Consider the following 15,638-nt stretch of genomic DNA (forward strand, 5'->3'; position numbering starts at 1 on the left):
CAGTTATGTTGAGGTGCGCGTCAACAGATCGTGGGAGAAGGCGCGTGGGCTATGAAACGCTGATCGTCGAGCGGCAGGGCGAGGTCGATCGGGTGACGCTGAACCGGCCGGACCGGCTCAACACGCTGGACGACACGATGATCGCGGAGCTTTCCGGCTATTTCGGCGGCCTCGCCACCGATCGCGATTGCCGCGTGGTGGTGCTGAAGGGCGCCGGGCGCGGCTATTGCGCGGGGCTGGACCTGACGGCGGCGGGCGGCAGGCGGCGCGACACGATCGACCGGCTCGCCCACCAGCGCAGCATCGCGGAGATCGTGATGAAGATGCGCTATTGCCCGCAACCGATCGTCAGCCTCGTCCACGGCCCGGCGTGCGGCGGCGGCTTCGCGATGGCGCTGGCGAGCGACATCCGCATCGCCGGCGAATCGGCGCGGATGAACGCCGCCTTCATCCGCATCGGCCTGTCCGCGTGCGATATCGGGGTGAGCTATTTCCTCCCCCGGCTGGTCGGGGCGAGCGTCGCGGCGGAGTTCATGCTGACCGGCGATTTCATCACCGCCGATCGCGCGCTGGCGACCGGCCTCGTCAGCCGCGTGGCGCCCGACGACCGGATGGAGGAGGCCGCCGCGCCGCTGATCGAATCGATGCTGACCACCGCGCCGCTGGGCCTCAGGCTCACCAAGGAATGCCTGCGCATGGCGATCGACGCGCCGAGCCTGGAGGCGGCGGTGGCGATGGAGGACCGCAACCAGATGCTCTGCGCCTCCGGCCCCGATTTCGAGGAAGCGATCGCCGCCTTCTTCGAGAAACGCCGGCCGGAATACGGCCGGAAGGGATAGACCTCAGACCCGCATCGGCATCAGCACGTAGAGCGCGGGCGCCTTGTCATTCTCGCGGATCAGCGTCGGCGCGGCGGCGTCGGCGAGGTGGACCTCCACCATGTCGCCGTCGATCTGACCGAGGATGTCGAGCAGATAGCGGCTGTTGAAGCCGATCTCGAACGGGGCCGAGACATATTCGCCCGGCACTTCCTCCGCCGCCGTGCCGTTCTCCGGGCTGGTGACGGAGAGCGTCACCTTGTCGCGATCCAGCCCGACCTTCACCGCGCGGGTCTTTTCCGTCGCGATGGTCGAGACGCGATCGACACCCTCCATGAAGCTCTTGGGGTCGATCTTGAGGATCTTGTCGTTGCCGGTCGGGATGACGCGCGAATAATCCGGGAAGGTGCCGTCGATCAGCTTGGAGGTGAGGATCGCCTGCCCGAGATCGAAGCGGATCTTGGTCGCGGAGAGCGACACGCCAACCGAGCCGTCCACCTCGTCGAGCAGCTTGCGCAGCTCCGCCACGCATTTGCGCGGCACGATCACGTCCGGCATCCCCTCCGCGCCATCGGGACGCGGCATCGTCACGCGGGCGAGGCGGTGGCCGTCAGTCGCCGCCGCCTTCAGCACCGGCTGCGCGCCCTCGTCGGCGACGTGCAGGAAGATGCCGTTGAGATAATAGCGCGTCTCCTCGGTGGAGATGGCGAATCGCGTCTTGTCGATGATCTGCTTGAGCGCCTCGGCCGGCATCTCGAACTGCGTCGGCAGCTCGCCTTCCGCGATCACCGGGAAATCGTCGCGCGGCAGCGTGCCGAGCGAGAAGCGCGCGCGGCCCGCCACGATCGTCATCCGCCCCTCGGCGGCGGAGAGCGAGACCTGCGCGCCCTCCGGCAGCTTGCGCGCGATGTCGAACAATGTGTGCGCGGAAACGGTGGTCGCGCCGGGCTGGTCAACCGCCGCCGGCACGCTCTCGTTGATCTGGAGGTCGAGGTCGGTGGCCATCAGCTTGAGCGCGCCTTCCGCCGTCGCCTCGATCAGGACGTTGGACAGGATCGGGATGGTGTTCCTGCGCTCCACCACGGATTGCACATGGCTAAGCCCCTTGAGGAGCGTCGCGCGTTCGATCGTCGCCTTCATTCTATCATCCCCCAGCCCGCCGGCAGAGGCCGGGGGACAGTTCAATCCACCCTAGCCAATGAAAAAGGGCCGGAGCAAGCGCCCCGGCCCTTCTTTTCGGTGGATAGGCTCCGCCAGCGATCAGAAGCGCATGCCCACGCCAGCCATGATCTGATGGCGATCGACGTTCGGATCGTAATTGTCGATGCCGTTCATGTGGCCATAGTGCGAGTAGCGATACTCGCCCTTGATATAGGCGGTCGGCGTCAGGTTGTATTCCACGCCCGCGCCCAGACGATAGCCGTCGAGGTTGCGGCCGTCCTCATAGACGGTCGAGGTGCCGTCGAAGTAACGCGCGTTGAAACGGGCGTTGGTGTAGCCGGCCTTGGCGTAGATCATCGCCTGCGGCGACACGACATAGCCGAGACGGCCGCCGACATAGATGTCGCGGCCCGCCTTCAGGCGGAAGCTGTCGTTGGCGTTGACGACGTCATAGGCGCGCGCCTTGGTGGTCGCGCCGTCGATCTCGCCCTCGACGCCGAGCACGGCGTTGCCGCCGATGCGCGCGTCATAGCCGACCGCGCCGCCATAGGTGAAACCGTCGCGGCCATCGCTGTCGCCGTCATGGGAATTCAGGTGATCCCAGCCGGCGAGGACCTCGACACGCGGGCCCGAGAACGGGGCCTGGCTCTGCGCCAGCGCGGGAGTGGCGAGGGCGGCGCCCATCGCAGCGGCCGCGGTGGCGATAACGAGCTTACGCATAAACAAACTCCATTCACTAAACCGTCCCCGGAAAACTGGGGGCGCGGCGGCTATTTGGGCCTTCTCCGCGCGCTTTGCATGAACCTCAGATAAACGCGGAAATCCGTTGTTTTTGGGACACAGGGGGTTGAAATCACCCCGGTCTGTTCCAATCGCGCGCGGCTCTCGCGGGGGGCGGAGAAAGACGTTGCGCCGTGCCCCTCGGGCGGTCCAGAGAGCACGCTCATGGACGCACCCCCGATCCGCCGCCTCGGCCGCGATTTCATCGCCCGCCACGGCGAAACCGTGTTCAACGCCGCCCGCCGCCTGCAGGGGGACGCGCCGCATACGCCGCTCACCCGCGCCGGATTCGCGCAGGCGGAGGAGATGGGCCGCGCGCTGCGCGACCTGCTCGGCGCGAAACCCGCGCTGACGCTCTGGGCGTCGAGCACCGGCCGCGCGCTCCAGACGCTGGCGATCGTCGCCGAGCATCTCGATCTCGACTGGCACGACGCGCGGATCGACCCGCGCCTCACCGAGATCGGCATGGGAAGCTGGGGCGGGCGCTATTACGCCGACGTGATCGGCGAGGTCGGGCCGGTGATCGACGCGGAGGGGCTGCTGCGCCCCGCGCCGGACGGGGAGGATTATCCCGCGATCGCGCGCCGCGTCTCGGGCTGGCTCGCCGACACCGCCGGAGATGCCGGCGACCGGCTGGTCATCATGCACGGCATCTCCAGCCGGGTGATGCGCGGGGTGATGACCGGCGCGCCGGACGGCCGCTATGGCGCGCCGGTGCTGCCCGGCCATCCGCAGGGCACCGTCACGCTGATCGAGGGCGGGCGCGAATCGGTCGTCCATCTCGGCGCGGGCTACGCCCCGGCGTGATCGCCGCCGCGCTCCTGCTGCTCGCCACCGCCGCCGACGGGCGCGCGACGCTCGGCGTGTGGCAGAGCTGGGGCGCGTTCCGCGATGCCGCGCCGGCGCGCTGCTTCGCGATGGCGGCGCCGGTGCGCGCGGGCGCCGCCGCGCGCTGGCGGCCGTTCGCCAGCGTCATCGGCCGTTTCGGCAGGGACCGGCGCGGCGCGCTGTTCGTCCGTCTCAGCGCCGCCGTCCGCCCCGGCGCGCCGGTGACGCTGGCGATCGGCGACCGCCGCTTCACCCTCTCTGCCCGCGATTCCGCCGCCTGGTCGCCCGACGCCGCGACCGACCATGCCGTGATCGCGGCGATGCGCGGCGCGCGCAGCATGAGCATCTCCACCGTCGCGTCGGGCGGGCGCCCCTTCGCGGACACCTATGCGCTGTCCGGCGCGGCGACCGCGATCGACGCCGCCGCCCTGGGCTGCGCCGGCCGCTGATTCGCGACGGCTGGAAAAATCGCGCGGTTTCGCTTATGTGCGCGTCCATGCAGACAGCTTCGGCCGCCCCCATGCCCATTCCGGGGCACATCGACCCTGTGCCCGTGGAGCGCACCCTCGCGCCGCGCAGCGACGGGCGAATCGACCTGCTCGGTCTGACGAAGCATGACCTGCGCATGGCGCTGGAGACGTCGCAGCTCGAGCCGAAGCAGGCGAAGCTGCGCGCCAAGCAGCTCTGGCACTGGATTTACAATCGCGGCGTCACCGATTTCGAGCTGATGACCGACATCTCGAAAACGCTGCGCCCGTGGCTGGCGCAGCGCTTCGTCATCAGCCGGCCGGAGGTGGTGACCGCGCAGGTCTCGACCGACGGGACGCGCAAGTGGCTGCTCCGCTCGGACGACGGGCAGGATTACGAGATGGTGTTCATCCCCGACGCCGATCGGGGCACTCTGTGCGTCTCCAGCCAGGTCGGCTGCACGCTCAACTGCCGCTTCTGCCACACCGGCACGATGCGCCTCGTCCGCAACCTCACCGCCGGGGAGATCGTCGGGCAGGTGATGCTGGCGCGCGACGCGCTCGGCGAATGGCCGAGCCAGCCCGAGGGACGGATGCTCACCAACATCGTGATGATGGGGATGGGCGAGCCGCTGTATAATTTCGAGAACGTCCGCGACGCGCTCAGGCTCGTGATGGATGGCGACGGCCTTGCGCTGTCGAAGCGGCGGATCACGCTCTCCACCTCGGGCGTCGTGCCGATGATGGCGCGCGCGGGCGAGGAGATCGGGGTGAACCTCGCCGTCTCGCTCCATGCCGTGACGAAGGAGGTGCGCGACGAGATCGTGCCGCTCAACCGCAAATACGGCATCGAGGAGCTGCTTCAGGCGTGCGCCGATTATCCCGGCGCGAACAACGCGCGGCGCATCACGTTCGAATATGTGATGCTGAAGGACAAGAACGATTCGGACGCGGACGCGCGCGAGCTGGTGCGGCTGATCCGGCAATATCGCCTGCCGGCCAAGGTGAACCTGATCCCGTTCAACCCATGGCCCGGCGCGCCCTATGAATGCTCCGCGCCCGAACGGATCAAGGCGTTCTCGAACATCATCTTCGAGGGCGGCATCTCCGCTCCGACGCGCACCCCGCGCGGGCGCGACATCGACGCCGCCTGCGGCCAGCTCAAGACGGCGGCGGAGAGGAAAAGCCGCGCGGAACTCGACCGGCTGGCGGAGGAGAAGCTCGCCGCGCTGGGGTGAGGCTTCCGCTCAGCTCGCGCGCGGCGCGGGCGGCGTGACGGTGCGCGCCGAATCGACCAGCAGTTCGGCGCCGTTCACCAGCAAGGCCTCGTCCGACGCGAGATAGAGCGCGGCATAAGCGAACTGCCGGGGATCGCCCGCGACCGGGCTTTCGGGCGGCAGGCCCAGCCCTTCGCGCAGGTTGCGCACCATCGGCGTGTCGATCGTCCCCGGATGGATCGAGTTGCACCGGATACCATAGCCCTGGTTCTGGCAGTGGACGGCGACCGACTTGGTCAGCGAGCGCACCGCGCCCTTCGACGCGCAATAAGCGGCGGCATAGGCCTCGCCGCTATGCGAGCCGACCGATGCGATGTTGACGATCGACCCGCCACCACTCCGCTTCATCGCCCGCACCGCCATCCGGCAACCGAGGAAAACGCCATCCGCGTTCACCGCCTGAACGCGCCGCCAGTCGGCGACATCGGCATCCTCGATCGAGCCGGGGATCAGGATCGCGGCGTTGTTCATCACTATGTCGATCCGCCCGAATTGCTCGACCGCCGCGCGGCCGACCATATCCCAATCCTCCGGGGAAGATACGTCGTGGCGCAGGAACAGGCCGGGCCGGGCGAGTCGCGCCGCCGTTGCCCGCCCCGCTTCCTCCGCGACGTCGGTGAGCAGCACGGTCGCCCCCTCCTCCGCGAACAAGGTGGCGATCGCCGCGCCAAGCCCCATCGCCGCGCCGGTGACGATCGCGACCTTGCCCTCCAGCCGGCCGGTCATTCATCCGCTCCGGCGAGCGCGTCGCGGAACTCGCCGACCAGACGATAATAATCGTCGTCCGGCCAGCGCAGGCTATGGGCGCCTGCCGGCCAGTCGGCATAGGCTCCGGTCGCCGGAACCACGGTCGAGAAATCGGAAAGGCCCCGGCGGCGCAGTATCTTCCACACCCCGTCGCGACATTCGCACAGGTCGATGTAGCGGCCCTCGAAGAAAGCATCCTCCTCGCCCCGCCCGTCCGCCGCGTTTCGCCGGTGATGCGCGAGATAATAGCTTTCGGCGAGCGCCCGCTCCTCCCGCACCTCGACCGAGACGTTCGAGACATGATGCGCCGCGTGGAGGCAGCGCTCGATGATCGGCAGCGCATAGTCGATGAAGCCGTCGGCCGGCCCGCGATAGCCGCCGTGCGCGATCGTCGCCTCCGGCCAATAGCATTGCCGCATCCCTGCTATGTCCTTGCGGTCGTTGGCGCGCGCGCCGGCATGGATCAGCGCGGTCACCGCGAGCGTCGCCTCGATCCGGCGCAGCCGCTCGCCGAGGTCCGCGTCCATCGCCTATTGCCCCTCGTCGCGGCTGATCGCGAAGGCGGTGGCCTTGGTCAGCCCGTTCGAGATCGTCGCGATCGCGCGCCGCGCGCCCGGCACCTGCCGCTCGCCGCCGCGATCGGTGACCTGGATCACCGCCTCGGCAAGCTGCGTCATGCCATGCAGCCGCCCCTCGCCCAGCGCGCCGCCGCCGGTGTTGACCGGCAGCTTGCCGCCGAGGCTACCATGCCCGTCGCGCAGGAAGGCCAGCCCCTCGCCGCGCGGCACGATCCCCAGCCCCTCCAGCCACAGATATACGAACGGAGCGAAGCCGTCGTAGAGCTGGGCGGTGTCGAAATCGCTCGGGCCGAGGCCGGTCGCCTCCCATAGCCGCGCCGCGACCTGCTCGCACCCGATCCAGATATCGTCGAGCGTCATCGGCACGCCGGTCGGCGGCGAATGGGTGCCGGCGGAGAAGCCGGTCAGCAGCGCCGGCTTCCGCTTCAGGTCGCGCGCCCGCTCGGTCGAGGTGAGCAGCAGCGCCGCGCAGCCGTCGACCGGAATGTCGCAATCGAGGATCGACATCGGATCGGCGATCATCCGCGCGTTGAGGTAATCGTCCGCCGCCAGCGGCTTGCCGCGCCAGAAGCCGTTGGGATTGCGGCAGGTATTGGCGCGGTTGTCGACTATGTAGCGGGCGAGGTCGGCGCGCGAATAGCCGAACATCTCGAAATAGCGCTTGACCACGCTCGCCGCCCAGGACGGCGGACCACTGAAGCCGAACGGCGCCAGCCATTGCTCCGGCCCGACCGAATATCTGTTCTCATAGTTGATGTAGCTGCCCGGCGGCACGTGCAGCGCGCGATAGACGACCACATGGCTGCACACCCCGCTGGCGATCGCCATCGCCGCTTCCATGAAGGCCTGCGTCACCATGCCGTTGGTCGAGCCGGTCCAGCGCGTGTGGGTGTGGATGCCGAGCCGCTCGCCCAGCGCCCAAGGGGTGACGACGTCGATCCCCTCCACCGTGCCCTTCGCCCCGCCGTAGCGCGGCATCGAGGGCGAGGTGGCGAGGCCGTCAAGCGCGCGGCGATCCAGCCCCGCGTCGGCCAGCGCCGCGTCCACCGCCTCCGCTGCGAGGCTGGCGAGCGAGCGCTCCGGCCGGCGCGTCAGCGGGCTGTAGCCGATGCCCGCGACCGCGATCCTGTCCCTGAACGCCCGCATCACGCCGCCTCCCGCGCCGGGCGGAATTGCGGCAGCGCGCAATCCTCCGTCACCCGCTCGAACGTCACTTCCAGCGGCATGCCAAGCCGCAACTCCTCCTCGCGCGCGCCGACGATATTGGTGGAGAGCAGCAGATGCGGCTGTTCCGCCAGCTCGACGATCGCCACGATCAGCGGCAGCATGTCGCGGAAGCCGGGGGCCGGCGCTTCCTTGAGCACGCACCAGGTGAACAGGCTGCCCTTGCCCGAGACCGTCTCATAGCCCAGGTCCTCGCTGCCGCAGGTCGGGCAGGCGAGGCTCGGCGCGTGGTTCCAGCGGCGGCAGGCGCGGCAGCGCTGGATATCGAGTCGCCCGGCCTTCGCCGCGTCCCAGAATGCCTCGCTCACCTCGTCGCCAAGCGGCAACGGCCGCAGGACGGCTTCGCTCTCCACGGTCACCGCTGATCCTTCCTTCCTCGCCGGATATAGCACCATAGTGCAATTTTCACGCATTTGTGTGCCTCTATTCGCCGCTGGTTGCAAGCGCCGCGCCGAAATTTGACGAACGCCGTTGACGGGTCCAGCACTAGCCCGTATTTTTCACTCAAATGCAAAATTGACAGGATGAGGCCAATCCATGCAAGCGACCGCCGCCGTTCGTCCAAGCCATGTGCCGCCCGAGCTGGTCGGCGGCTTCAACCTGATGGACGACCCCTCGATGCTGCCGCAGCCGCTCGGCGATCCGCACACCGCGATCGCTCGGCTGCTCGACGGGCCGCCGGTCTTCTACTCGCTCAACATGACCCGCAACGGCGAGGGCGCGTGGATCGTGGTGCGCGCCGAGGACCAGCGCCGCGTGCTGCAGGACGGCGCGACCTTCTCCAGCAATCGCAACATCTTCTCGTCCGCGCTGGGCGAGAACTGGCCGCTGATCCCGCTGGAGATCGATCCGCCGGAGCACGGCAAATGGCGCTCGCTGCTCAACCCCCTGCTCTCCCCGCGCCGCGTGGTGAACCTCGAGCCGATCGTCCGCCAGCGCGCGATCGACCTGATCGAGGGGATCAAGGCGAAGGGCACGAGCTGCGAGGCGATGAGCGAGTTCGCCTTCCCCTTCGCGGTCAGCATCTTCCTCCAGTTCCTCGGCATCGGCCATGAGCGGCTGCACGAGTTCGTCGGCTGGGCCAACGACCTGCTGCACGGCACACCGGCACAACGGACCGAGGCGGCGAAGATCGTCGTCGCCTATCTCGACGACCTGCAGGCGCTGCGCCGCCGCGAGCCGGCCGACGACTTCATGACCTTCGTCACGCAAGCCGAGATCGACGGCCGCCGGATGACCGAGCATGAAGTGAAGTCGATGAGCGTGCTGCTGTTCATCGCCGGGCTGGACACGGTGGCGGCGGCGATCGGCTTCGACCTGCTCTATCTCGCGCGGCATCAGGCCGAGCAGGAACTGCTGCGCGCCGAGCCGAACCGCATCCTGCTCGCCGCCGAGGAGATGCTGCGCGCCTTCCCGACCGTCACGCCGATCCGCCGCGCGACGCGCGACGTGGAGGTGGCGGGCGTACTCATCAAGGCGGGCGACCTCATCGCCTGCCCGTCGATGACCGCGAACCGCGATCCGGCGGAATTCACCAACCCGGAGAAGATCGACTTCGCGCGCGAGGACAATCGCCACGTCGCCTTCGCCTATGGCCCGCACCGCTGCCTCGGCTCGCACCTCGCGCGGCGCGAGGTGGTGATCGGGCTGGAGGAATGGCTGGGGCGGATTCCCACCTTCCGCTTCAAGGAGGGGCATCTGCCGACCGTGTACGGCGGCTTCGTGTTCGGGGTCGAGGATCTGGTGCTGGCGTGGGACTGACGCGGCAAAGCGAGAGGAAAAGACGATGCGCGTGATCGTGGATGGCGCCAAATGCCAGGGCAACGCCCGCTGCTGGGCGCAGGACCCCGAGATGTTCGACCTCAACGACGAAGGCTATCTCCCGACGCAGGTGATCGACGTGCCGGACGATCCCGACAAGCAGCTCAAGGCGCGGCGCGGCGTGCGCGCCTGCCCGGAACGCGCGCTGACGCTCGAGGAATAGGCCGGGACGGAAATCCCCACCTGGGCCGGCGGGAGCGCGCTTCCGCCGGCTTTTTCGTGCGTGTGGCCGGCGGAATCCCGTTCGCCCTTCCGCCACGACGACGGAAGGGCGGAGCCACCGTGGCGGCTCCGCCCTCCCTTTTCGCCCCCTCGGGGAAAGCGGCGTCAGAACTTGAAGCGCACGCCCGCCGTGAAGGCGCGGCCGACGAAATCGTACACCGCGATATTGGTCGGCAGGTTGACGCCCGGCACGGTGCCGGGGATCAGCGGCGGGTCCTTGTCGAACAGGTTGTTGATCGTCAGGAACGGCTCGAAGTGCTTGCCCTCCCCGATATCGACCTTCGCGCGCAGCGTGAGGTCGGTGTAGAATACCGCGCCGACATGATCGTCGACGAAGCTGACGCGGGCGCCGTTCGGCAGCGCGCCCGGAATGTCGAGCCGCATCGAGCCGACCATCTGCTCCGATATCGTCAGGCCGAAACGGTCGGTGCTGTAATCGGCGGTCAGCGAGCCGCGCCAGCGCGGATAGCCCGCCGGGTTGGAGCCGACCACGTTGACGCCCGCGTAATGCAGCGTCGGCGCGCCGGCATATTGCTGGGTATCGAACTTGTCGAGGTAGTTGGCGTAGAGCCGCAACGCGAGCCCGCCATTGCCCAGACTGGTGCGATAGGTGGCGTCGAAGTCGATGCCGGCGGTCTTCAGGAAGGCGATGTTCGCCGGCGCGATACGGATCAACGTCGGGAAGGCAGTAGGCGAACTGCGCGTAATGAGCGCGCACTCCGGACCGGTGCCGCCGCTGTTGGTGCAATTGTCGACGATCTGCTGCGCCGAAAGCTGATCGATCAGCGAGTCGACCTTGATCGAATAATAGTCGACCGACATGCTGAAGCCCGGCAGGAAGCGCGGCGTCAGCACGGCGCCGATCGTCAGCGTCTTGGCCTTCTCCGGCTTCAGGCCCAGATTGCCGGACGTGACCGACGAGACGTTCTGGTTGATACCGGAGCCGATCGTGCCGGCGGCGTTCTGCTTGTCGTTGATGATGCCGATCGCCGATTGTGCGCCGCTGTACAGCTCGAACAAATTGGGCGCTCGGATGTCACGCGAATAGGTAGCGCGCAGCAGGAAATCCTGCACCAGCTTCCATGTGCCGCCAGCCTTCCAGGTGGTGACCGTGCCCGAAGTCGAATAATCGGTCACACGGACCGCGCCGTTGAGGCTCAGCTCCTGGAACAGCGGCGCATCCTTGAGGATCGGCACCGCCAGCTCGGCGAAGCCCTCCTTCACGTTATAGCTGCCGTGGCCCTGGCCGACGTTGGTCAGCCAGTAGAACAATGCGCCGGCCGGCACGCCGCGCAGCCCCGCGAAATAGGCGCTGCGCTTGGCCGCGGTGTCCAGATCGGCCGGATCGGCGTTGCTGGTGAGATCGAGCGACTGGTTGCGCCATTCGACGCCGGCGGCGAGGTCGACCGGCCCGGCCGGCAGGTTGAACAGGCTGCCGGAGATGCTGGCGGTGACCGAATCCTGCTTGATCGTCGCGTCGTAGCGCGAGGTGCCGGTGGCATAGGCATAGCCCGCCGGGGTCGCCGCCGCCGGATTGCCGGCGAGCAGGTTGAGCGGCTGGCAGCCGGCATATTGCGCCGCCACCGTCGGATCGGTCAGCACGCGGCAGGTCGGCACGCCGTTCGCCATCACCACGTCGGTCGCGGCGAAGAGCTTCTTGTTATCGTACAGTCCGGAGGTGGCCATATGGTGCACCGACTGGCCGTGGGTGTAGTTCAGCGACCATTTGAAATCGCCGAAATGGCCGTCGAGCCCGGCGGTCGCCATCCAATAGTCGGTGCGCTCCCGCGCCAGCGGCTGCGGCTGGCCGGCGTCATAGGAGCCGACGGTGAGATAATCGTTCGGCCCCGCCAACGTGGCCTGCATCGCGGGCGAGAGATACGGGTTGCCACTGTAGAGATTGACCGCCTCGCTGGGCGGCACGAGCGCGTTGGTCTGTGTCGGATAGACATAGTCGCTACGGCTGAACAGGCCCTGGACATAGGCGTTGATGCCATCGGACACGTCATAGGACAGGCGGCCGAACGTGTTGTAGGTCTTGCCGGGGATGATCGCGGCATTCTGCTGCGTGATGCCATAGCCGTCGCCGCCAGACTGGAAACCGGTGGTGCCGACCGCCGTGCCGGTGTTGAACGGCCGGGTGGTGCCGTCCGGGTTGACCACCTGCCCGATCAACGGATTGGTGAGGGAGCTGGCGCTCGTGATCCGCGCGTTGCTGGTCAGCGCGGAGATGCGCACGTCGGTGCCGATCGTATAGGGATTGGTCGCCGTGCCCGGCGTGCCGCCGCCGACGACCGAGCCGACATAGTTATAACCCTTGTTCGAGAAATCGCGATCGGCGCGCTTCATCCCGTCGTTGTTGTTGTATTCGGCGCTGAACTCGATATGGCCGCGACCGCCCGCGAAGCCGGTGCCTCCGGCAATGCCGATGCGCTGGCTGGCGGCATAGCCGCGCTGCGCCACGCCGGCCTGCGCCACGCCGCTCAACCCGTTGAAATTCTTGTCGAGCACGAAGTTGACGACGCCCGCCACCGCGTCCGATCCCCAGGCCGCCGACGCGCCGCCGGTGACGACGTCGACGCGCTGCATCAGCAGTTCCGGCAGCACGTTGGTGTCGATCGTGCCGACATATTCGGTCGGCGAGACGCGCAGGCCGTCGAACAGGATCAGCGTGCGCAGCGGCCCCTTCGGATTGGCGCCGGTGGTGCCGAGGCCGCGCAGGTTGAGGATGTTGCCGTGGATCGGCAGGTTCGAGAAGTTCGACGCGGCCTTGCTCGGGCTGAGCGAGTTGGCGAATTGCGGCAGCTTGTTGAGCGCGTCCGGTACGCCCGACGGCGTCGACTTGAGCAGGTCGTCGGTGGTCGCCACGGTGACCGGCGTCGGCGCGGTATAGCCATCGCGCACGATGCGCGTGCCGGTGACGACGACGTCGGGCGTGGTCTGCGCCGGAGCGGACTGGTCCTGAGCCGCCTGGCCCTGCGCGGCGGCCGGAGCGGGCGCCGTCTCGGCGACGGCGGGCACGGCGAACGTCAGCGCGCTGGTCGCCATGAGCGCGGCAATGGCACGAACTCTCATATCCTACCTCCCCAAAGCAGCGCCGGCGGTTGATTTTTAACCGGCGTCAAAAGTGGACTTGAATGCAAAATTGGTACGGCGATGAATCTTGCGTGTCAATGCAAAATTAAGGCTGGACCGCCAGCCCCGTCTCGCGCCGCCAGCGATCGTACCATGCCGCCATCGCCGCCGGCCTGATGCCCTGCGTCACGCTCATCCGGTCGCGCACCAGCAATGTCTCGTGCGAGCCGGGCGCGGTGCGCGGCCAGATCACCGGCCCCGCGCCGTTCGGATCGCCGGAACGCAGGAAATTCAGCCACATGCCGCGCCATTCCCGCGCCATCGCGGCGGTGCGCGGATCGTCCTCCGGCGCGACGCCGAACAGATAGGGCATGTCGGCGCAATGCGGCGCGCCGGGCACGCTCGCTCGCTCGGCCGGCGGCACGAAATCGAAATGATAGCTCCAAGCCGGCGCGCGGCGCGCCGCCAGCCCCGCCATGCCGAGCGCGGCGGAGGTGAAGATGAAATCAGTCTGCACGCGGCGGATCAGTTCCGCCTCGCTCAACGGGCCATCGGCTTCGTAGATCGGACGCCACGAGTCGAGGTCGATCCCGAACAGCCGCTTGAGCGTCGGCGCGTCGAAGCCCATCAGCCCGAACACGCTCGCCTCGTTGCTGGTCGATCCGGCGATGAACGGCACCGGCGCCTGCTCGCCGCGCGCGAAGATCGCCGAGATCGCGTCGGGAACCAATCGCCCGTCGACGATCGCGCCGAACGCCGGCGGCCCCGGATCGGCGGCGAGCACCTGCGCGATGCTCAGCCGGCGCAGCGCTGCCAGCCCGGCCGCGCCCGTGTCGGTGACGCCCGCGCGCGCCGCGAAGGCCACGCCCTCCGCCTCGGCGCGGTCGAGCGGGCGGGTGGCGTTGAAGAAGCCGCCGCCGGAATGCGCGCTCGCCCGCGCGAACAGCCCGCGCGCCGCTGGCGATGCCAACAACGCGTTGACGCTCGATCCGCCGGCGGAGCAGCCGAGGATGGTGATATTGTCGGGATCGCCGCCGAACCGCGCGATGTTGCGCCGCGTCCATTCCAGCGCGCGGAGCTGGTCGGAGAGCCAGAAATTGCCGGTCCCGCGCCCCGCCTCCGCGACGAGCGCGGGATGCGCGAAGAAGCCGAAGCGGCCGACGCGATAATTGGGCGAGACGAGGATCACCCCGCCGCGCACCAGCGGCGACAGCCCGGCTTCCACCATGTAGCGCCCCGAGCCGAAGGCATAGGCCCCGCCGTGGATCGAGAACAGCACCGGCAGCCGCTTCGCCGCGCGATCCGGCGTTATGATGCTGAGCGTCAGGCAATCCTCGCTCTGCGCATGGGCCGGCCGGTTGCCCTCCGGCTTCTGCGGGCAATCGAAGCCGAAGCGCGTCGCGTCGCGGATGCCCTTCCACGGACGAACGGGCAGCGCCTCGCGCCAGCGCAGCGCGCCCACCGGCGGCAGCGCATAAGGGATGCCGCGCCACGCCGCGCCTTGCTCCAGCGCCACGCCGCGCACCCGCCCGGTGTCGGTGGTGACGACCGGGCCGGCGTTCGCGGCGAGCAGCACCGCCGCGGCGAGCAGCCCGATCGCCCGCCGCGCCCGCCTCATTGGTTGAGGTCCACCATCTTCGCGTCGATCAGGCGCGGCAGCACCTCCTTCTCGAACAGGCGCAGGCTGGCCCAGGACAGATCGGGGTCCAGCCCGCCGAGCAAGGCGTGGAAGTTGATCCCGGCATTGGCCGGCTGGGTCTTGAGCCAGTCGAAGCACTGGTCCGGCGTCAGCACCTTGATGTTGGGCATCGCCTTCAACGCCTCGACCGTCTCGGCCGCCTTGTAGAGCGTGTCGCCGGTGCCGCGCTCGGTCGCCCATTGCGCATAGGTGTTGGTGGCATAAGCGACGTGCGGCGCGATGCGCGGCCAGTCGCGATCGGGATCGTCGGTGATGTAGAGGAAGCTGGCGATCGACTTGACCAGCGGCTCGGGCGGCGGAAAGCCCAGCTTCGCGCGCTCCTCGGCATAGATGTCCCACAGGCCGGGATGGCCGGGGAAATATTGATAGCCGCCCTTGGCCGCGCGCAGCGCCGATTTCTCGGTCGATCCGCCCATGTAGATCTTCGGCCCGCCCGGCTGCACCCCCGGCGGGGTAACGCGGACGGTGCGCCCGTCATAGTCGAACGGCTCGCCGCCCCACGCCTTCTTCAGCGTGTCGAGCGCCTTGTTCATCAGCCCGAGCCGCTTGGTGATGTCCTTGCCGAACATCTCGAACTCGTGCGGGCGATAGCCCATGCCGGCGGTGAGCCAGATGCGCCCGTTCGAGATATTGTCGAGCACCGCGAGGTCCTCGGCCAGCCGCAGCGGATCGTGCATCGTGACGACCAGCGCGGAAAGGTGGACGTTGATCTTCTCCGTCACCGCGAAGATCGACGCGGCCTGCACCATCGAGGACGGGCAATAGCCGTCCTCCGCGCCGTGATGCTCGGCGAGGAAGACCTGCGTGAAGCCGAGCTTGTCGGCCCATGCCGCCTGCTCGATCGCGGTGCGGTAAAGCGCGGGATGCGGCGTCCCGAACCTGGGGCTGTTCATGTCGTAGCGCAGATTGAGCTGCATGGCGGTGGCTTTCGCTATGGCCCT

Annotated in this window: 15 protein-coding genes; 6 read left to right on the top strand and 9 right to left on the bottom strand. The window is 68.3% G+C overall.

Going from position 1 to position 15,638, the window contains the following annotated elements; genetic code table 11:
* Positions 1-44 precede the first annotated feature (44 nt).
* A complete protein-coding gene (locus F9288_RS03530; protein ID WP_254621061.1) occupies positions 45-839 on the top strand; it encodes an enoyl-CoA hydratase/isomerase family protein in 795 nt (264 codons plus the stop codon).
* 3 nt (positions 840-842) lie between these two features.
* On the opposite strand, the gene dnaN is transcribed toward F9288_RS03530, so the two are convergent.
* Together dnaN and F9288_RS03540 are read right to left on the bottom strand one after the other, a co-directional pair.
* Positions 843-1,958: a DNA polymerase III subunit beta gene (gene dnaN, locus F9288_RS03535; protein ID WP_174835293.1), complete on the bottom strand. Its 1,116-nt coding sequence runs from the start codon at positions 1,956-1,958 to the stop codon at positions 843-845.
* Positions 1,959-2,078: 120 nt separating this feature from the next.
* Positions 2,079-2,699, bottom strand: coding sequence for an outer membrane protein (locus tag F9288_RS03540; protein ID WP_174835294.1), 621 nt, complete (start codon positions 2,697-2,699; stop codon positions 2,079-2,081).
* Between the two features lie 225 nt (positions 2,700-2,924).
* Here F9288_RS03540 and F9288_RS03545 point away from each other — a divergent pair, with 225 nt between their 5' ends.
* From F9288_RS03545 to rlmN, 3 genes are all read left to right on the top strand, one after another.
* Complete coding sequence (locus F9288_RS03545) at positions 2,925-3,566, top strand: histidine phosphatase family protein (RefSeq protein ID WP_174835295.1); 642 nt, start codon at positions 2,925-2,927, stop codon at positions 3,564-3,566.
* Positions 3,563-4,036: a hypothetical protein gene (locus F9288_RS03550; RefSeq protein WP_174835296.1), complete on the top strand. Its 474-nt coding sequence runs from the start codon at positions 3,563-3,565 to the stop codon at positions 4,034-4,036. Before F9288_RS03545 ends, F9288_RS03550 begins: the two co-directional genes overlap by 4 nt.
* 71 nt (positions 4,037-4,107) lie before the next feature.
* Entirely contained in the window at positions 4,108-5,292 is a 1,185-nt protein-coding gene (rlmN, locus tag F9288_RS03555; protein WP_174838826.1) for a 23S rRNA (adenine(2503)-C(2))-methyltransferase RlmN, read from the top strand.
* Between the two features lie 9 nt (positions 5,293-5,301).
* Here the strand turns inward: rlmN and F9288_RS03560 are convergent, their stop codons facing one another.
* The 4 genes from F9288_RS03560 to F9288_RS03575 are packed head-to-tail and all read right to left on the bottom strand — an operon-like array spanning position 5,302 to position 8,239.
* Positions 5,302-6,057 (bottom strand): SDR family oxidoreductase, encoded by a 756-nt coding sequence (locus F9288_RS03560; protein ID WP_174835297.1) that lies wholly within the window; start codon positions 6,055-6,057, stop codon positions 5,302-5,304.
* Positions 6,054-6,605 carry a nuclear transport factor 2 family protein gene (locus F9288_RS03565; protein WP_174835298.1) on the bottom strand — a complete coding sequence of 184 codons (552 nt, stop codon included), beginning with the start codon at positions 6,603-6,605 and terminating at the stop codon, positions 6,054-6,056. The genes F9288_RS03560 and F9288_RS03565 overlap by 4 nt, the downstream gene beginning before the upstream one ends.
* A 3-nt stretch (positions 6,606-6,608) precedes the next feature.
* A complete protein-coding gene (locus tag F9288_RS03570; RefSeq protein WP_174835299.1) occupies positions 6,609-7,802 on the bottom strand; it encodes a hypothetical protein in 1,194 nt (397 codons plus the stop codon).
* Positions 7,802-8,239, bottom strand: a complete 438-nt coding sequence (locus F9288_RS03575; protein WP_217482583.1) for a Zn-ribbon domain-containing OB-fold protein — start codon at positions 8,237-8,239, stop codon at positions 7,802-7,804. Before F9288_RS03575 ends, F9288_RS03570 begins: the two co-directional genes overlap by 1 nt.
* 178 nt (positions 8,240-8,417) lie before the next feature.
* Between F9288_RS03575 and F9288_RS03580 the strand changes: the two genes are divergently transcribed.
* A complete protein-coding gene (locus tag F9288_RS03580; RefSeq protein ID WP_174835300.1) occupies positions 8,418-9,641 on the top strand; it encodes a cytochrome P450 in 1,224 nt (407 codons plus the stop codon).
* 25 nt (positions 9,642-9,666) lie between these two features.
* Positions 9,667-9,864 carry a ferredoxin gene (locus F9288_RS03585; protein WP_174835301.1) on the top strand — a complete coding sequence of 66 codons (198 nt, stop codon included), beginning with the start codon at positions 9,667-9,669 and terminating at the stop codon, positions 9,862-9,864.
* Positions 9,865-10,028: 164 nt separating this feature from the next.
* On the opposite strand, the gene F9288_RS03590 is transcribed toward F9288_RS03585, so the two are convergent.
* From F9288_RS03590 to F9288_RS03600, 3 genes are all read right to left on the bottom strand, one after another.
* On the bottom strand, positions 10,029-12,998 hold the full coding sequence (locus tag F9288_RS03590; protein ID WP_174835302.1) for a TonB-dependent receptor: 2,970 nt from the start codon (positions 12,996-12,998) through the stop codon (positions 10,029-10,031).
* Positions 12,999-13,104: 106 nt separating this feature from the next.
* Positions 13,105-14,616 carry a carboxylesterase/lipase family protein gene (locus F9288_RS03595; RefSeq protein WP_174835303.1) on the bottom strand — a complete coding sequence of 504 codons (1,512 nt, stop codon included), beginning with the start codon at positions 14,614-14,616 and terminating at the stop codon, positions 13,105-13,107.
* Positions 14,613-15,614 (bottom strand): LLM class flavin-dependent oxidoreductase, encoded by a 1,002-nt coding sequence (locus F9288_RS03600; RefSeq protein WP_174835304.1) that lies wholly within the window; start codon positions 15,612-15,614, stop codon positions 14,613-14,615. Before F9288_RS03600 ends, F9288_RS03595 begins: the two co-directional genes overlap by 4 nt.
* Between the last annotated feature and the right edge of the window lie 24 nt (positions 15,615-15,638).

Source organism: Sphingomonas sp. CL5.1, assembly GCF_013344685.1.
Lineage (GTDB): Bacteria > Pseudomonadota > Alphaproteobacteria > Sphingomonadales > Sphingomonadaceae > Sphingomonas.